Raw genomic sequence first — 17,276 nt, forward strand, 5'->3', positions numbered from 1 at the left:
CCAACCTAAAAACCAATTAGTAACATTGACGGCTTACGCAAAAATGAACTGTCACAATAAATAAAGGAAAAGTTGGGGCAAATTACTTTCCTTGACTAATTTTAAGATTCAATTTTGGAACTGTCCCATAAGCCAGATTAATTATCATTCTGACGTCAATGCCTGTCCCGGTCCGTATCGGGAAAGAATCTCAACTACGTATTTACAAGGAAATACAAGGTTTTAGAATGACTCCTTTTGAGACAGCCCCTTTTATCATTTTTGGAATGAAAGTTTGTATTGCCGAAAAACCAAGTGTAGCCCGAGAAATAGCCCAAGTCATTGGAGCCAAAAGCCGCAAAGAAGGATATTTCGAAGGCAATGGCTATCAGGTTACCTGGACCTTTGGCCATTTTTGTTCCCTGTATCCCCCGGAGGATTATGATCCCACTTGGAAACGTTGGGACCTCTACACCCTTCCTATGCTGCCCAAGCGCTTCGAAACGAAAGTCATAGCAGATAATGGTGTAAAGAAGCAATTTAAGATCATCCGAGACCTGGTAAACAAGGCCCAATTGGTGATAAACTGTGGTGACGCCGGCCAAGAGGGCGAACTCATCCAGCGCTGGGTACTAAAACAAGCGGATTATCAAGGGAAAGTACAGCGGTTGTGGATTTCTTCACTGACCGCAGAATCTATCCAGTCAGGTTTTGAAAACCTTAAGCCGGCGGAGGAATTTGACAATTTATACTATGCAGGAAGTTCCAGGGCGATCGGCGATTGGCTGCTCGGCATGAACGCTACCCGGCTTTACACACTCAAGTACGGCGGTTATAAGCAAGTCCTCTCCATCGGCCGTGTCCAGACTCCTACCCTGGCCATACTGGTCAACAGGCACCATGAGATCGAAAATTTCAAACCTGAACCTTACTGGGAATTACAGACCCATTACAGGGACACTATCTTCAACAGCACCGAGGGGAAATTTCTCAAGAAAGAGGATGGGGAAGCCTTACTGACCCAAATCACAGGGAAGGATCTTTTCATCACCGCCATAGACCAAAAAGAAGGAAAAGAATATGCTCCAAAACTTTTTGACCTGACCAGCTTACAGGTCTACTGCAACAATAAATTTAACCTTACCGCTGACAATACCCTCAAGACTGTCCAAAGGCTGTACGAAATGAAAGTGGTCACTTACCCAAGGGTGGACACTACCTTTCTTCCCAATGACATGTACCCCAAGATCCCCGGGATACTAAGTGGGCTCAGCAGTTACCATCAATTTACGGCGCCCTTGTTGGCAAAGAAGATCAGAAAATCACCAAAGGTCTTTAACGACAAAAAAGTAACCGACCACCATGCAATTATTCCTACCGGCGAAGAAAAACAACTGGGCCACACCGAACAGAAAGTCTACGACATTATTGTCAGGAGGTTTTTGGCCGTTTTCTATCCCGATTGTAAAGTAGCAAAAACCCAAGTAACCGGAGAAATAGAAAACACCAGCTTCACCGCTAAAGGAAAGGAAATCCTGGAAGAAGGATGGCGGGTACTTTTTCCCAAGGACAACAAAAAAGAAAAAGATGACGGTGACAACAAGGAAGACGAAGAAGAAGGCATCCTCCCAGCATTCGAAAAAGGAGAACATGGACCGCACCAGCCTACGCTAAAAGAAAAAACTACCAAGCCTCCCAAAAATTACACAGAGGCCTCTCTGCTCAGGGCGATGGAAACAGCTGGCAAACAAGTAGAAGATGATGAGCTCCGGGAACTCATGAAGGCCAATGGCATAGGAAGACCTTCCACACGGGCCAGCATCATCGAGACCCTTTTCAGGCGTAAATATATCGAACGGCGAAAAAAACTGGTTGTACCCACAGAAATGGGTATTCAGCTCATTGGTACCATTCAAAACGACCTTCTGAAATCAGCTGAACTTACTGGCCAATGGGAGAAGCAACTGAAAGAAATCGAGGAAGGAGAATTCAGTGCCATCCAGTTTATATCGAACATGAAAAAAATGGTGGCAGGGCTGGTCATGGAGGTAAAGCAAGAATCCAACAAACCGCGCTTAGCCTCTCCCTATGCTTCGGACAGCAGCAAAAAAAACACCCCAACCAACCCTAAAAAGGGATCTTCCAAACCGGCTGCAAAAGGGTTTCCTGAAGTTTCTTGCCCAAAATGCGGTCAAGGAAACATCATCAAGGGCAAAACGGCTTATGGCTGTAGCCAATGGAAAACAGGATGTGACCTACGCGTTCCTATGAAAGTCATGGGCAAAAAACTAACAGACAAGCAGATCCAGCGTTTAATCGAGAAAAAGGTTACCACCAAACTCAAGGGCTTCCAAATGGATGGACAAAAGGTGGAAGGAATTTTAAGATTAACCGACAACTTCCAAGTGGATATCGATCTCAAATCCTCTCCCACCAACAAGCCCAGCCCCGAACAAATGCCTCCTTGCCCAAAATGCACAAAAGGAACTATCATCAAAGGCAAGACTGCCTATGGCTGCAGTGAATGGAAAAATGGTTGTGACTTTAGGTTTACTTTTAAGGACATCAAAGGAAAGGCCAATGGGCGTCCGCTTACCAAAGAGTTGGTGCTTGAAATCATTAGCCAATAATACTATCCCCACGACGGGCATTCATAATACTCGTGGATTGACCAACAACTAGTACTACCCAAGCATCCTTTTGATGAACACAACGTTTAATTAGGAATTGTAGGGAAGCCTGAAATGCAAGAAAATCAGTTAGTTTGGAGACAGAAGCATAGCATCGCTATGATGATGTTGAAAACTAAAGCAAAGCGTCTGATTTTAAAGTAGCTTCAGGTCGTAATAAATAGGCTAATGCATATTTCATGTTTAAGCTAATCTGCCAGTAGTTTTTTGCCTGATAGAAGCATTGCTCGAAAACTAAATAAAACCTTATACTCAACACATTACACAATATCTCCCACTTAAGAACAATTATTTAATGGCGAACAATCAGCCTTTACGAATTAGACAACCTTAAAAATGTATATTTACTCTAATTTAACACCAGACACTAGTGATTTCCTCTCTATATATAATATTGGTGACTTAGAAGTTTGAAATATTCGATAAATATCTGGTTTTAGCTAGTAATTTTACTTGGAATATCATAGATTATGTCTTTTGAGAGTATTCAAAACAAAAGAAACCAATAGTACTGTAGCCCTAAACGAGAAAGTGGAAAGAAAACACATTTAGAATTACTTACTGAATTAATCAATTTTTGATGACAAGTATAAAGAGCCTTTGTATAATAGACGATGATCCTATATATACTTTTGGAGTAAAAAAAATCATTGAGATGGGAAATTTCAATGTAAATGCCATGTTTTACCAAAATGGCCATGAGGCCTATGAAGGCTTATCGTCAAAAATCGATAATGGGGAATCCATGCCTGATATGATCCTGTTGGATATAAATATGCCCATTTGGAATGGATGGAAATTTCTGGACGAATTTCTTAAAATCCAGCCCGACACCAATATTACCATTTACATTATTTCCAGCAGTATTGACCCCAACGACACTAAAAAGGCAAAAGAATATAATATTATTAAAAATTTTATAGTTAAGCCTATCTCTATTGAAAAAGTAAAGGAATTATTGGAACAGAATACTTGACACCATCCACTTTGCTTCCAGCTATCAGGGGCTTGGCGCCCCCTTATACATACTAATTTGCCAGTTGGACAGTGCATATACCGGCTTTGATAACGTTAATACCCATCTATTCTCCGCTGGTTTCATTTCCCAAGGCAGTAACATACCCCATGCTGCAATGCAGAAACCGGGTGATCCCTATTAGCCTCAGTTCAATTCTAACCACCATCACTGCGAGGCTTGAGGGATGATTTGTGTGCATTGGAAAAGGGCCTGAATGGCGCAAACAAGCCTGCTTGGCTTCAGACAAGCCTGTTTGGCACCAGACAAGCCTGTCCCGGTACTTTCGGAGACGTTTCAATACCAATTATAAGTCGAGCTCAGGTTATTAGTTGGCTTTTATCCAAGGCATTATTTAATACTCCTTTCACAGGACTATTGGACACAATCAATCTTCAAAAGCCGCTTTAAGTTTTTCAATTTCCAGTTTTTTCATTTTCATCACTGCTTCCATCATTTTCTTGGCTCCATTTACATTTTTGGAGGAAAGCATTTCCCCAAGTTCTTTGGGTACAATTTGCCAGGAAAAGCCATACTTATCTTTCAGCCATCCACACTGGGATTCCACCCCTCCATAATCGATTAATTGGTGCCAATAACGGTCTATTTCCGCTTGGTCTTCACACTGCACGAAAAAGGAAACCGCTTCATTGAACTTAAAATTGGGACCTCCATCGAAGGCATGCACCCGAAGTCCATTGATGACAAAATCGCCAATCTGTACCGTACCGGCAGGCATCGGCCCTCCTTCGGGCCATTTGGTCAATTTCTTGATTTCCGAGTTGGGAAATAATCCTGTATAAAAACGGATGGCTTCTTCAGCCTCTTTGTCAAACCATAGAAATGGGATAATGTTTTGGGTTGTTTGAATGGTGCTCATGGTTGGTTATTGAGTTATTGAGTTAATAGGTTTTGGGAAAAAGAACAGGCTGCAGGTTACGACTCCTGCATTTTGGTTTCGACATATTTTTTAAAATTGTCCAAAATTGCCTGCCAGCCTCCTTTTTGCATTTCGATGGGATTGGTCTGTTCAGGATCAAAGGTTTCTTTGATCACTGTTCCTTCTCCCTCTGGCGTAAAAACGACCTCTACTTCCCGGCCATCATCCAGTGCATAAGAAAGCATCTTTCCTTCATGAACGGCCTGATAGGTCCCCGAAAAGTCAAAGCCGATAGTTCCATCTTTTGACTCCATCCTAGAGGTAAAAGCTCCTCCTTCACGAAGGTCATTGCTGGCATGTGGTGTATGCCAATCATCAGATGCATTGTTCCATCTCATGATATGCTCAGGGCCAGTCCAATAGGCCCAAACTTTGTCTACTGGTGCATTTACGCTCGTGGTTACTGTGATCTTTTTCATGGTATCGCTATTTTGGTTTCAGTAAATTATCATTCTGATAACCTACTACTACAAATATCATACATAAAATACTTTTAGTGGCGGTACAAAAACGGCGATCACAAGGGGCAATCACGTCAAGCCCCTTCCCCTAGCTGCATTTATATTTTCCCAATACAATACTATCCACGAAATCCGGCGGAAAATCTTTTATTTAAAAAAATGAATCAGGCACCAGAGAAGTCTTTGAAAGCCTATTCCCACATCGGAGCATACTGGCATCATTATAGTTAATTAAAAATTAATAATTCCTTCACTGAAAATAATCGTAATTCAAGCTGAACACATGCATTTTCGCTTCTATTTTAATGTAAACAGTATAATCATGAAGAGTGTCAAATTACTTATTGTAGGAGCTATCACGGCACTAATGCCTGCTTGTAACCCATCCAAGGAACATAAAAATGAAGCTATACAGCTAAATGACATCCAAGTAATCGGCAGTCACAACAGTTATAAAATCGGAATTGAACCTGAAATAATGGCCATCATTGCTGAAAAGGACTCCGGTACGGCCGTTGCCTTAGAATATGACCATATTCCACTAAACGAGCAGTTGGAATTAGGTCTGCGCAATTTGGAATTGGATGTATTTCATGATCCAATTGGCGGCAGGTACAGCCAGCCAAAAACCTTGGTAAACCTTGACTCAGCAGGGATTCCCCATTTACCTTTTGATGAAGCCGGCAAACTCGACCAAGCAGGACTAAAGCTATTCCACGTCCAGGACATAGACTTCAGAAGCCACCATTTGTTGTTTAAAGACGCCCTGAACGAGCTTTCCAATTGGAGCTATTCCCACCCAGAACACACCCCTATCATCATCCTGATCAATGCCAAAGATGGCAATTCGCCCCAGATGACACCTGCACTTCCCTTTACGGCCGCTGCACTTGACAGTATTGACAAAGAAATCCGATCGGTTTTTCCTCAAGAAAAATTGATCACACCGGATTTGGTACGAGGAGAATATGCTTCATTGGAGGAAGCGGTTTTGACTGAAGGCTGGCCGATACTGGAAAAAGTAAAAGGGAGATTTTTGTTTGTATTGGACGAAAAGGAAGAAAAAAACAATCGCTACCTCTCTGTCCATCCTAACTTAGAAAACGCTGTACTCTTTATCAATGTCAAGGAAAGAGACCCAAATGCAGGTTTTCGCATCATCAATGACCCGATCGAAAACCATGACTACATCAAAGACCTTGTCGCCAAAGGTTATATGATCAGAACCCGAGCAGATGCTGGCACCATGGAAGCCAGAAACAATGACTACAATCGATTTGAAAAAGCCAAAAGTTCCGGTGCTCAGGTGATATCTACTGATTATTATATTCCAAGTAGCTTGTTTGAATCCAATTATAAGGTGGTATTCGAAGGAAACGGATACGAACGACCGCAATTGAAAAATTAGTTTTTCGTTGAATTTAACATCTATTTATAAAATAAAATTCCGATTTAACAAGTTTTCACATAAAAAACAGAAACAATTATATCAATTTAGGCTAATTTTAGATGTATTATTTCTCGCATTTATTATTTTCCTAATATAATTAAAAAATGAAACGTTTATTTCTAGCAGTTATCTTAACCTTTTTTGCCATCCTTTTTACACACGCTAGAGAACTCACTCCACTTAATGAATCACAAAAATTTAAACAGTTCGGCTTAGTTTGGGGTCTAATGAAATACCACCACCCTTTAGTCAGTAAAGGAAAATATAATTGGTCTGAAGTATTTGTGAAAAATGCAGAAAAGTTAGAACGCATAAAAAACCAGGAAGAGCTTAACTTTTTTTTGCTAAACTTTATCAACTCCTTTAAATCTTCCAAAATCAAAATATCCAATGATTTTGATGGATTGTTCACAAAAAATTATGACTATGATTGGATAGCAAAATTCCAACCAACTTCAGAACTTTATAAAAAACTAAATGAGCTAAAATTAAACACCAACATCAATGATTATTATGTATCCATTGGGAAGCTGTCAGTAATCCCGACTTTTGAAAATGAAAAGGCACTGGAAAAATTCGACTTCTCAATAAAAAGCCACAGACTTTTAACATTATTCAGTTTTTGGAATGCTATACAATATTTTGATGTCAACAAATATTTAATGGATACTGACTGGGAAGACACCCTGGACAAACTTATCCCCGCATTCTTAACCTGCGATGCTGAATTAAATTATGAAAAGCTTAAAGCTGAAATGGTAAGAGCCTTGGATGACTCTCATGCGTTTTACTTAAATCAAAATTTACTCGATTCATTGTTTGAATATAAACCATCATTTGTGACAAATCTAGTAAATGACACCTTAGTGGTTATTGCAACATTTGACAAAAACGTGGACGAATATAACAATATCAAACTGGGAGATAAAATTGTCAAAATTGGGGACAAAAGCATTAAAACAAGCATTTTGGAAGACTTAAGTCCATATATCTCTGCTTCTAATTACTCATTTTTAAAAAGATTAAGTAACTGGGTATTGCACGGTAAATCAGACTCGCTCAAAGTAACAATAGCTAGAAACGATTCTCTCTTTTCAAAAAATCTACCACGCTATAAAGACTTCACAAATACAAACCCAAAAGTATTATCTAGAGATACTCCAAGGAAAAAATGGCAATTTATAGAGGACGATATAGGCTACATTAATCTAAAATCCATTTCAAAAAAAGAAATAAAAACTGCTTTTTCCAGCTTCTCTCAAACTAAAGGAATAATCATAGATTTAAGGAACTATCCTAATAATTTAGCATTAAATGAACTTACCCACTATCTGTATCCAGAGAGAAAAACGTTCATTCATGTACTAGGCCCAATTGCAAACAGACCCTCTTTAGCTAAACATGTAAAATCTCCGCTAAAGCTAATTATTGATCCATTTAAGACAGGACATAAAAACCGTAACTTTTATAGCAAAAGAATTGTTTTGCTGGTAAATAACAACACCATGAGTCAATCCGAATATATCGGCATGGCGATCCAGGGCTCTCCAAACTGTCTAACAGTAGGAGAAACCACTGCTGGTGCTGTCATGAACATCGCTGCCTTTACACTTCCGGACGCCACGGAGGTGAATTTCACTAGCTTAGGTGCGTTTTACCCAGACGGCAGTGGAGCACAAAGGAAAGGTCTAAAAATAGATCACTATGTAAATGAAACCACTTCAAATTTCTTAAAAGACCAATATGTTCTGAAAGGAATAGAATTGATTAAGATGAAATGACAAAATAAAATTCAGCATTTGTTTCCCCCTCCCAGAAGATTAACACAGATATCATAATTTTCATCTGTGTTAATCCGTGGCTTTTCACCAGTTTTACTTTAGCTCTAGCTGTTCTGCTTCGCCTTGATCGCTTCCTCTTACCTTTTCATATGCTGCCACCATTTCTTGAAGCTTTTCAGGCTTGGATTGGGCTAGGTTCTGCTGTTGGCCAATATCTTCTTTCAGGTTATAAAGTTGGTATTCATCATCATTCCCTATTTCTATATTGACCGATTTGATTACCGCTTGTCCTCCATTAGGTGGAATCATCGCCCAGTCCCCTTTACGGAAAGCTGTGCGGCCAGTAGCTTCAATGATCAGTTCATTCCTGCCTTGTTGGCTTTTTCCCATAAACGCATCCAGCAAAGCTTCACTATCCGGGCCTTGCTTATCACTGCCCACCAAGTCGGCCAATGAAGACATCAAATCCACTTGGCAAACCAAGGCATCAGAAACTTGTGGTACTATTTTACCTTTCCAGTATACCGCAAAAGGCACCCGGGTTCCTGCCTCAAACAAGCTGTACTTCCCACCCCTCAGCGGTCCCGCAGGCTTGTGGTTACCTAATTTTTCTACCGCATCATCATAATAACCGTCGTTTAGCACGGGACCATTGTCACTCGAAAATACGATCAGGGTGTTTTCTAGAATTCCCTCTTCCTCCAGTGTCTTCAGAAACTCCCCAATACACCAATCCGCTTCAGCAATCACGTCACCCCTAGGCCCCATTCCTGTGGCCCCTACAAATCTTGGGTTTGGTGTACGAGGTACATGGGGCTGCTGTAAGGCATAGTATAAAAAGAAAGGTTCTTCCTTATGTCCCTTCACAAATGCTTTGGCTTTTCCCAAAAAGTGGTCAGCCATATCCACATCACTCCACCTGGCTGCCTCCCCACCTTTCATAAAACCAATTCTCGGTATACCATTTACGATGCTGTTATGATGCCCATGATGCCACTTCATGGTCAGCATCTCCGGATTATCCTTTCCTGTAGGTTCTCCTTCAAAGTTCTTTTGGTAATCCACTTCAACAGGGTCACTGGGATCGAGGTTTACCACATGGCCATTTTCGATATATACCGTCGGCACCCGATCCTGTGTAGCTGCCAAAATATGACTGTAATCAAATCCAACCTCATTGGGACTGGGGCTGATCTTCTGGTTCCAATCTACATTTCCGTTGCCCAGACCGAGATGCCATTTTCCTACAATGCCGGTATAGTAACCGTGCTGTTTCAGCATTTTCGGCAAGGTCATTTGTGCAGTGTCTATCAGTAAAGGTGCTGTACCAGGCAAAATTTTAGCATCCTTATTCCTCCATGGGTACATTCCGGTGAGTAAAGCATAGCGACTCGGTGTACAGGTGGCCGAAGAAGCATAACCATTGGTAAAGCGAACACCTTCATTGGCCAGTTTATCCATATTAGGAGTACTGATCTCTGTGGCTCCATAGGCACTCATATCACCATAACCGAGGTCATCCATGTAAATGACCACAATATTAGGATGATCAGGTGAGGATTCTTCCACTTGTTTTGATTGCTTATTGGAATCACAAGCCATTAACAAAAAAACAGGCAATGCATAATAGAGACGGCTGAAAAACGTGGTTAATTTAGTCTTATTCATAAAATTATTCAATGGAATGATGTGTAACCGAGGTGTCACGACTACGTTTGTAATAATTCAAAGCTACATCGAAAGATATCAAAAGAAAATTGTATTATAAACTACAACTCACAATTTTTATTACTGGAGTCCGAGAAAACAATCGTCAAATTGAAAAAAACCAACTGTTTTCACCCTAAATCCCCTAAAGGAAACTTTCTAACACACCCTTTTAGGGGATGGAAATGTTTCCCCAGACGATCTATAAACTGACACATACCTCCTTTAGGACGCTCTTTCTTGAAAGGTCCAAAGAACACTTTTTAAAAAAGGAGGATTGCCTACTGATAACAATCCTCCTTTTTTATTTAAATGACAGAGATGGATTAAATCCTAATCATTATCTTTGGAAAGTAATCGAAATTTTAACGGAACATTCCAATTAGGGAAGTCCAAATTCTCCTGTTAACCCTTCTAAAGATGAATTTAAACTTAAAAACTCCCATTGCATTTTTTGACCTAGAGGCTACTGGCATCAATATTTCTACTGACCGAATCGTGGAAGTGTCCATCGTAAAGGTACATCCGGGGGGAGAAGAGGAAACCAAAACCATGCAAATCAACCCGACTATTCCGATTCCAAAGGAAGTTTCCCTGATCCATGGTATTTATGATAAAGACATTAAGGATGCCCCGACTTTTAAAGATGTCGCCAAGGAACTTCACCAGTTTTTGGAAGGGGCTGATTTGGCCGGATTTAACGTCCTTAAGTTTGATATCCCACTTTTGGTAGAGGAATTCCTGCGTGCCGGTATCGACTTTGACATCGAAAAGCGAAACCTGCTGGACGCACAGAAAATTTTCCACATGATGGAAAAGCGAAACCTTACGGCTGCCTATAAATTCTACTGTGGCAAGACCCTCGAAAATGCCCATAGTGCAGAAGCCGACACTATAGCCACCTATGAGGTATTCAAGGCACAGATAGAACGGTATAAGGATGAAGAAGCCTTTGACCTGCAAGGAAACAAGCTTGGTGTGATTGAAAATGACATGAAAAAAGTCCACCAACTGATCAACGAAAAAATGGTGGACCTGGCAGGAAGATTTATTTTCAACGATGAAGGGGTGGAATGCTTTAACTTCGGCAAGCATAAAGGCAAGCCTGTCGAGCAGGTACTGAAAGAGGAGCCAAACTACTACGACTGGATGATGAAGGGGGATTTCCCGCTGGACACCAAACGTAAGTTTACCCAAATCAAACTCCGGAATTTTAATAATCGGTAGTAAGATGTTAGTATTGAGTCTTGAGACTTGAGAATTTTGTTCCTCCCCGCCGCTGCGGGGAGGTTAGGCGGGGTACTTTTGGAGAAAAGTCAACCCTCGGAGGGCTGGTATGGTAACCAACAAGTTTTTAGCAATTATTAAAATCCTGCAATCTTTTAATTTTCCAATCGATTCACTCCAGCATTCCCTTTCGATCAAAATACCTTAACCGGTAACACTGCATGGCCGTTTTCCCCAAATGGTCGGAAAGTTGCCAATTGGCCACTGCCCCCACTCCTGCTCCGATGACAGGAATGAGTTGTGCCAACTTCGCCAAATCCATGTAATCGCGATATTCGATCTGAAAACTCCTCCAGTCAAACCCATCCTCTTTTACTGGAAGGCTCTCTTTGTGGTTATTCCAATTTTCAATGATGCCAATCAGCTCATTCCTTTTCTTCTGGCTACAAAAGGCAAGTTGGAAAACGTGCAGGATAAAGAGCCGTTCCCTAAAATCCTTCACATCATGGCCATAAAGAGAGGCCACTTCAAACATCATTTTCATTTTGATGGTAAGAAAGGCCGGAAAATCTGCAAAGCCCATCAAAATTCCGCCTGCACCAGTCACCGCGCCCTCCACTGAAGCGGTGCTCTTATACCATTTGATCTTATTTTTCACTTTCCCTTCCCGTTTTTCAAAGCTCACTTCCCGAGGCACAGAAGCATTGATATAGCTGGAGCCATAAAGCACCCCTTTCACCATCTTTTCGATAGCATAGGTGATCGCCTGGTGCACCTTTTCAGGAATGATATTATTGATCCGGTGCTGAACACCTTTGGCCATTCTATTCATCAATGAAGGGCTTTTCTTCATTTTTTGAAGCCAAGCAATCATTTCATAAAAAGCAATTTCTTCGTATAGCAACATCGTTGTCAGTTAATGGTTGACTGGTCACTGTCTACTGATATTGGTAAAACTTCCACGGTCCTTGGCTGACTGACCAGCACCGAATTCATAATTGGTTATTCGTTACTGGCTATCAACTTACCGATCTCCTTACACACCCCCACGTTTCCCTAATTCAACGACCCTGAGATTTTTTGGTTGGCCAGCCTCTAAGTTAAATTTCAGGAGGGTCTTTACTTGGTGAAAGCCATGATTGCCCACTGCCCCGGGATTCATGTACAGACAGCCCAGCTCTTTGTCAAATTCCACTTTACAAATATGGCTATGACCACAAATGAAAATGGTTGGCTTTATTTCTTTTATGTGCTTTTTGACTCCTGCGGCGTACCTTGGCGGCTTGCCACCGATATGGATCATCATCACTCTGGCACCTTCCAGATCAAAAATCAATTCCTCAGGATATTTTTGTTGACAGGCCAAATCATCAATATTTCCGTAGACAGCCCTGACTTTTTTATCCTTGGGTAAGGCCTCCATGACCTTTTCATCCCCTATATCACCTGCATGCCAGATTTCATCTACATCTTGCAGATGGGAAAGTATCTTGTCATCGATAAAACTGTGTGAATCAGAAATTAAAGCAATTTTCACCATATTGTCTACTGTTAAAACCTAAAGTAAAAGCAACTTGGAGACTCCCAAGCCGATAACAAAGAAATGGAATTTAACGACGACACAAAAGATAAAGACTAATTCACTCCCTGTCCGTTCTTTTCTGTGAAGTATTTTACTATTTTTAAACCTTGTAAAAACAATTATACTTAAATCAATATGGCTTCAGGCTTTTTTGCAATTCTAGATGATATCGCCACGCTGATGGATGATGTGGCTTCCATGACTAAAATAGCTACCCGAAAAACAGCGGGGATACTGGGGGATGATTTGGCCGTAAACGCCGAAAAGGCCTCAGGTTTTGCTTCATCCAGGGAAATCCCAGTTCTCTGGGCCATTTCCAAAGGGTCCTTTGTCAATAAACTTATCATCCTTCCCATTGCATTTTTGCTGAGTTCGTTTTTGCCTTGGGCAGTCACTATCATCCTACTCATTGGTGGAGTATATTTGGCCTATGAAGGAGCGGAAAAAGTGTACCATTTCTTTGTACCCCACCTCCATTCCAAAAAAGAGGCCATCCAAGAAACACGCACCAAAGAAGAAATTCTGGAAGTGGAAAAAGAGCGAATAAAATCAGCCATTGTAACCGATTTTATCCTTTCTGTGGAAATTGTCATCATTGCCTTGGGAGCCGTAGTAAGCGAACCACTCGTCAATCAGATCATCATTGTCTCCTTTATCGCCCTTCTGGCCACTGTAGGAGTCTATGGAATAGTAGCTTTGATCGTACGAATGGACGAGACTGGCTATAAGATCATGGCCAGAAGTAAGGAAAAGTCAGGCTTTCTCTTCACCGTCGGCCAGGGTTTGGTCAATGCCCTCCCTATTGTCATCAAAGCCTTGGGAATTATCGGCACGCTAGCCTTGTTGCTCGTAGCCGGGGGGATATTTACCCACAATATCGAATTTCTCCACCACTTTGCCCCCGTGGTACCCGGCATGGCCAAGGATTTTGTTGTTGGCCTAATTGTTGGGTTTATTGCCTTGCTGATATTCAAAGGTGTGACAAAGTTGATAGGAAAGTAGGCCTGAAAATGCACATACAGTCTGTGATGCAGAACCTCAATGAATAAAAAACTGTGTTTATCAGCAAAACAATCCATAAGGTACTATTTTGATGCTACTGCTTTCTCGCAAATTGATGAATAAGCCTTATTTTCACATTGGTCCGTTATTTAATTTTGGACCTATGTTTATTAGTTGTTAACCACTGAAACCCATCCTATGAAATCGATCAATCCATATACAGGAGAACTTTTGGAAGAATTTGCTGAATTCACTGAAAAACAAGTGGAATCAGCGATACAATCAGGACAAAATGCCTTCTTTTCCTGGCGAGAAATGCCAATTTCACAAAGGGCAGAACTAATGAAAAAGGCAGGACAAGTCCTTAGGGACAATGTCAATAAATACGGGGAAATCATTTCCCTTGAAATGGGAAAAGTCATTACAGAGTCCAGATCCGAAGTGGAAAAATGTGCTTGGGTATGTGAATATTACGCCGAAAAAGCAGCGGAAATGCTTGCTGATGCCCCCATATCCCTACCAGATGGGAAAAAAGCTAAAGTGGTGTATAATCCACTCGGCATTGTGTTGGCCGTGATGCCATGGAACTTCCCTTTTTGGCAAGTATTTCGCTTTGCCGCTCCGAACCTGACCGCAGGCAACGTAGGACTGCTAAAACATGCCAGCAATGTCCCCCAATGTGCCCTGGCCATAGAGGAAGTATTCACCAAAGCCGGATTCCCGGAAGGTGTATTCCAAACCCTTTTGGTCGGCTCCGACAAGGTTGCCAATATTATCGCCCATCCTGATGTGAAGGCCGCCACCCTTACCGGAAGCGAAAAAGCAGGCCAAATCATCGCAGCCCAAGCAGGCGAACAGATCAAAAAAACAGTATTGGAACTGGGTGGAAGTGACCCCTTTATCGTACTGAAAGACGCTGATGTGAAAGAAGCCGCTAAGGTAGCTGCCAAAGGACGCATGATCAACTTTGGCCAAAGCTGCATTGCGGCCAAGCGCTTCATCATAGAAGAAGCCATTTATGACGAATTTGTTATCAATTTTAAGTCAGCCATAGAGTCCTATTCACCTGGAGACCCGCTGGATGAAAATGCTGGATATGCCTGTATGGCCCGTCCCGACCTGGCGATGGAACTTTACGAGCAAGTGGAAGCTTCCATCCAAAAAGGTGCGGAGGTGATTTTGGAAGGAATAAAACCAGAAGAAGGCAAGGCGTTTTTTAAGCCCTATATCCTAGGTAATCTCTCGTCGGAAATGCCAGCATACAGGGAGGAGCTTTTTGGCCCCGTAGCTTCAGTATTCAAGGTAAAAGATGAAACAGAAGCCATTGCCATTGCAAATGATTCTGATTTTGGGCTGGGCGCTTCCCTGTGGACCAAAGATCCAGAAAAAGCCGACCAACTGAGTCGGAAGATCGAAAGTGGTGCGGTATTCATAAATTCCATGGTAGCCTCCAATCCCTACCTGCCCTTTGGTGGCATCAAGAAATCAGGTTATGGCAGGGAGCTGGCCGAAAATGGCATCAAAGAGTTTATGAATGTGAAGACCGTTTATATAGGGTAAGTGAATAGGATTGTTTTGGCTCAAGCGAAACATAGACATGCTCAAATATGCCCTTAGGGCTCTAAATGAAATTTATCATATTTGTAATATGAATAAGAAAAAAAATGGCTCTATATGGATTATAGTGGGTAAATATACAAGGCGTTTTTTTCCAACTGTTTCACACTCCTTAGTTAAGGGGAGAATCTCCTTTCTCAGGTATTTGACGTTGAAAAATCAAAGAAGCGGGCAAATAAAAAAGGCTATCTCTTAAGTTAAGCAAGTGAATTAAGTCCCAAATAATTTTTCTTAATTGGCTTGACCCATAATACAATATTCAAATAACAATTTTGACGATACGGTTATTCATTACTACTGAAAGCGGGGCGGACGACATAGCAGCGAGGCGGCGGCTGGTTTGTGGGTTGAAGCATTGCTATGTCTTGATTTTTTCGTTCTTTTTTATCAAGAAAAAAGGACAAATAGTTTCCAATCTTATTACATGAAAATGCTTCTTTTCACGTTTCCAAAAATATAAATGCTCAATCTGTACTAACATATATAAATTCAGCATATACAGTAAATCATATAGAACCAAAAAAATGATATTTCCGTTCAAATCAAAGAATTCAAACGTAGGTTAAAGTCACAGATGCCTCATGTTCGAAAGGAAATTTCGATTTACTAAAAAAACGTTGCATTAGGTATACAAAAAAAACACCCTAAACCTTCTCCTAAATTTAAGTAATGGCATTGCCAATACTTTTAGTAATAGGGGGATGTAATGAAGCTGAAAAATCCACTTATTCTCGAACGTTGCCCCCTGAATCCATCGATATTTTTGATTATGACAAACATTTCTTGCGAATATACGAATCGCTGATGTCCTCGGAATTTCAGGACATGATGGCTCATAATATGGCTTTTCGGGAGTTAGAGCAAAAAACGGATATTGCTATCAAAAATGGTCAATCTTTTGCCTATGAAACAAATTTCCACTCCACTCTATTGGCCGAACATTTTTAAAAGTAGAGGGTATGAAATAAGCCTAATTTATTTGGTTCTGTATGATTTACTATGGATAAACTGAGCGCTAGTGGGCTATGGAGATCGAAGAATCGCGTGGATGGATGAATTTGGGTGCCCATGCTCCTGATGCAGTCGATAATGATATTTGTTTTCCTTGTCCATGGTCAGTACCTACGGCACTGTTAGGATGCTGTATCCAATTTCTGTTACCAAGCTAATGCTCCTAACGGAGCATCCCTGCCGACACTTCTGTCGGCTAAAATAGAGAGGGGGGAGTCCTGGCCAATGCCACTAGGCATTTAAGCTTGGTAAGATCAGGTTGCCTCTAATGGTCTTTGTGCCGTAGGAACAAAACTATTCCCCTGATCTATCCGCACAAGTGGGACAGTCCCGTGGATAATTTACCCACAGTATTCCATATAGAACCATTTATTTTTGCTTAGATTCAATAGAAAAGGCGAAAAGAAGGGTAGCGATTCGTGTAGAAAATAACGGTCACCATGTTCCAGATCATGAAATTGAAAAAAGATATATAGAAGTGTTTAATAATTTAGATGAACATTATACTTTTTTTGATAACCTCCATGTTTTTAACAGTTCCTTCTATAACGCTCCTCCTGAAAATTGTTTTTCAATGAAAAAAGGAAGGCTTGTGATGATGGAAACCCTTCCCTGATTTTTAAAGAAAGTTTCACCCCTTATGTACCAACGCGTAACTTCAGAAGCTAAATCCCTTTAAGAAAAACCAAAAGCAACAGTAAAGATTAATAAAGAAATGATTTATTAAGTTTAAGCACTTGGTTTTCTAAAGCACGTTCATTAAAACACTAAAACCTTTAAACATTCAAACCTTCTAACATTCCTAGGTTAATTC

13 protein-coding genes are annotated in these 17,276 nt (G+C 41.0%); 8 read left to right on the plus strand and 5 right to left on the minus strand.

Going from position 1 to position 17,276, the window contains the following annotated elements; genetic code table 11:
• The first annotated feature begins 266 nt into the window (after positions 1-266).
• Together FKX85_RS17920 and FKX85_RS17925 are read left to right on the plus strand one after the other, a co-directional pair.
• Positions 267-2,609, plus strand: a complete 2,343-nt coding sequence (locus FKX85_RS17920) for a type IA DNA topoisomerase (RefSeq protein ID WP_141616038.1) — start codon at positions 267-269, stop codon at positions 2,607-2,609.
• A 640-nt stretch (positions 2,610-3,249) separates the two neighbouring features.
• Positions 3,250-3,645 (plus strand): response regulator, encoded by a 396-nt coding sequence (locus FKX85_RS17925; RefSeq protein WP_141616039.1) that lies wholly within the window; start codon positions 3,250-3,252, stop codon positions 3,643-3,645.
• Between the two features lie 427 nt (positions 3,646-4,072).
• Here FKX85_RS17925 and FKX85_RS17930 read toward each other — a convergent pair whose 3' ends face one another.
• On the minus strand, positions 4,073-4,564 hold the full coding sequence (locus FKX85_RS17930; protein WP_141616040.1) for a VOC family protein: 492 nt from the start codon (positions 4,562-4,564) through the stop codon (positions 4,073-4,075).
• A gap of 56 nt (positions 4,565-4,620) precedes the next feature.
• Positions 4,621-5,043, minus strand: coding sequence for an SRPBCC family protein (locus tag FKX85_RS17935; protein ID WP_141616041.1), 423 nt, complete (start codon positions 5,041-5,043; stop codon positions 4,621-4,623).
• Positions 5,044-5,407: 364 nt separating this feature from the next.
• Between FKX85_RS17935 and FKX85_RS17940 the strand changes: the two genes are divergently transcribed.
• On the plus strand, positions 5,408-6,493 hold the full coding sequence (locus FKX85_RS17940) for a phosphatidylinositol-specific phospholipase C1-like protein (protein WP_141616042.1): 1,086 nt from the start codon (positions 5,408-5,410) through the stop codon (positions 6,491-6,493).
• Positions 6,494-6,639: 146 nt separating this feature from the next.
• A complete protein-coding gene (locus FKX85_RS17945) occupies positions 6,640-8,316 on the plus strand; it encodes a S41 family peptidase (RefSeq protein WP_141616043.1) in 1,677 nt (558 codons plus the stop codon).
• A gap of 93 nt (positions 8,317-8,409) precedes the next feature.
• On the opposite strand, the gene FKX85_RS17950 is transcribed toward FKX85_RS17945, so the two are convergent.
• Positions 8,410-9,984, minus strand: a complete 1,575-nt coding sequence (locus tag FKX85_RS17950) for a sulfatase family protein (protein ID WP_141616044.1) — start codon at positions 9,982-9,984, stop codon at positions 8,410-8,412.
• 459 nt (positions 9,985-10,443) lie between these two features.
• Here FKX85_RS17950 and FKX85_RS17955 point away from each other — a divergent pair, with 459 nt between their 5' ends.
• Positions 10,444-11,250, plus strand: a complete 807-nt coding sequence (locus tag FKX85_RS17955) for a 3'-5' exonuclease (protein WP_141616045.1) — start codon at positions 10,444-10,446, stop codon at positions 11,248-11,250.
• Positions 11,251-11,422: 172 nt separating this feature from the next.
• Here FKX85_RS17955 and FKX85_RS17960 read toward each other — a convergent pair whose 3' ends face one another.
• Positions 11,423-12,157, minus strand: coding sequence for an EcsC family protein (locus tag FKX85_RS17960; protein WP_141616046.1), 735 nt, complete (start codon positions 12,155-12,157; stop codon positions 11,423-11,425).
• Between the two features lie 129 nt (positions 12,158-12,286).
• On the minus strand, positions 12,287-12,790 hold the full coding sequence (locus tag FKX85_RS17965) for a metallophosphoesterase family protein (protein ID WP_141616047.1): 504 nt from the start codon (positions 12,788-12,790) through the stop codon (positions 12,287-12,289).
• 177 nt (positions 12,791-12,967) lie between these two features.
• Here FKX85_RS17965 and FKX85_RS17970 point away from each other — a divergent pair, with 177 nt between their 5' ends.
• The 3 genes from FKX85_RS17970 to FKX85_RS17980 all read left to right on the plus strand — a co-directional run bounded on the left by FKX85_RS17970 (position 12,968) and on the right by FKX85_RS17980 (position 16,399).
• On the plus strand, positions 12,968-13,834 hold the full coding sequence (locus tag FKX85_RS17970; RefSeq protein ID WP_141616048.1) for a DUF808 domain-containing protein: 867 nt from the start codon (positions 12,968-12,970) through the stop codon (positions 13,832-13,834).
• A gap of 198 nt (positions 13,835-14,032) precedes the next feature.
• Positions 14,033-15,394: an NAD-dependent succinate-semialdehyde dehydrogenase gene (locus FKX85_RS17975; RefSeq protein WP_141616049.1), complete on the plus strand. Its 1,362-nt coding sequence runs from the start codon at positions 14,033-14,035 to the stop codon at positions 15,392-15,394.
• 726 nt (positions 15,395-16,120) lie between these two features.
• Positions 16,121-16,399: a hypothetical protein gene (locus FKX85_RS17980; protein ID WP_141616050.1), complete on the plus strand. Its 279-nt coding sequence runs from the start codon at positions 16,121-16,123 to the stop codon at positions 16,397-16,399.
• The last annotated feature ends 877 nt before the right edge of the window (positions 16,400-17,276 follow it).

The sequence above is a fragment of the Echinicola soli genome, from assembly GCF_006575665.1.
Classification (GTDB): Bacteria; Bacteroidota; Bacteroidia; order Cytophagales; family Cyclobacteriaceae; genus Echinicola; species Echinicola soli.

What these genes read in the sequence shown, in the direction of transcription:
- FKX85_RS17920 (WP_141616038.1), top strand. Translation starts at nt 267, where the DNA reads ATGAAAGTTTGTATTGCCGAAAAACCAAGTGTAGCCCGAGAAATAGCC.
- FKX85_RS17925 (WP_141616039.1), top strand. Translation starts at nt 3,250, where the DNA reads ATGACAAGTATAAAGAGCCTTTGTATAATAGACGATGATCCTATATAT.
- FKX85_RS17930 (WP_141616040.1), bottom strand. Translation starts at nt 4,564, where the DNA reads ATGAGCACCATTCAAACAACCCAAAACATTATCCCATTTCTATGGTTT.
- FKX85_RS17935 (WP_141616041.1), bottom strand. Translation starts at nt 5,043, where the DNA reads ATGAAAAAGATCACAGTAACCACGAGCGTAAATGCACCAGTAGACAAA.
- FKX85_RS17940 (WP_141616042.1), top strand. Translation starts at nt 5,408, where the DNA reads ATGAAGAGTGTCAAATTACTTATTGTAGGAGCTATCACGGCACTAATG.
- FKX85_RS17945 (WP_141616043.1), top strand. Translation starts at nt 6,640, where the DNA reads ATGAAACGTTTATTTCTAGCAGTTATCTTAACCTTTTTTGCCATCCTT.
- FKX85_RS17950 (WP_141616044.1), bottom strand. Translation starts at nt 9,984, where the DNA reads ATGAATAAGACTAAATTAACCACGTTTTTCAGCCGTCTCTATTATGCA.
- FKX85_RS17955 (WP_141616045.1), top strand. Translation starts at nt 10,444, where the DNA reads ATGAATTTAAACTTAAAAACTCCCATTGCATTTTTTGACCTAGAGGCT.
- FKX85_RS17960 (WP_141616046.1), bottom strand. Translation starts at nt 12,157, where the DNA reads ATGTTGCTATACGAAGAAATTGCTTTTTATGAAATGATTGCTTGGCTT.
- FKX85_RS17965 (WP_141616047.1), bottom strand. Translation starts at nt 12,790, where the DNA reads ATGGTGAAAATTGCTTTAATTTCTGATTCACACAGTTTTATCGATGAC.
- FKX85_RS17970 (WP_141616048.1), top strand. Translation starts at nt 12,968, where the DNA reads ATGGCTTCAGGCTTTTTTGCAATTCTAGATGATATCGCCACGCTGATG.
- FKX85_RS17975 (WP_141616049.1), top strand. Translation starts at nt 14,033, where the DNA reads ATGAAATCGATCAATCCATATACAGGAGAACTTTTGGAAGAATTTGCT.
- FKX85_RS17980 (WP_141616050.1), top strand. Translation starts at nt 16,121, where the DNA reads ATGGCATTGCCAATACTTTTAGTAATAGGGGGATGTAATGAAGCTGAA.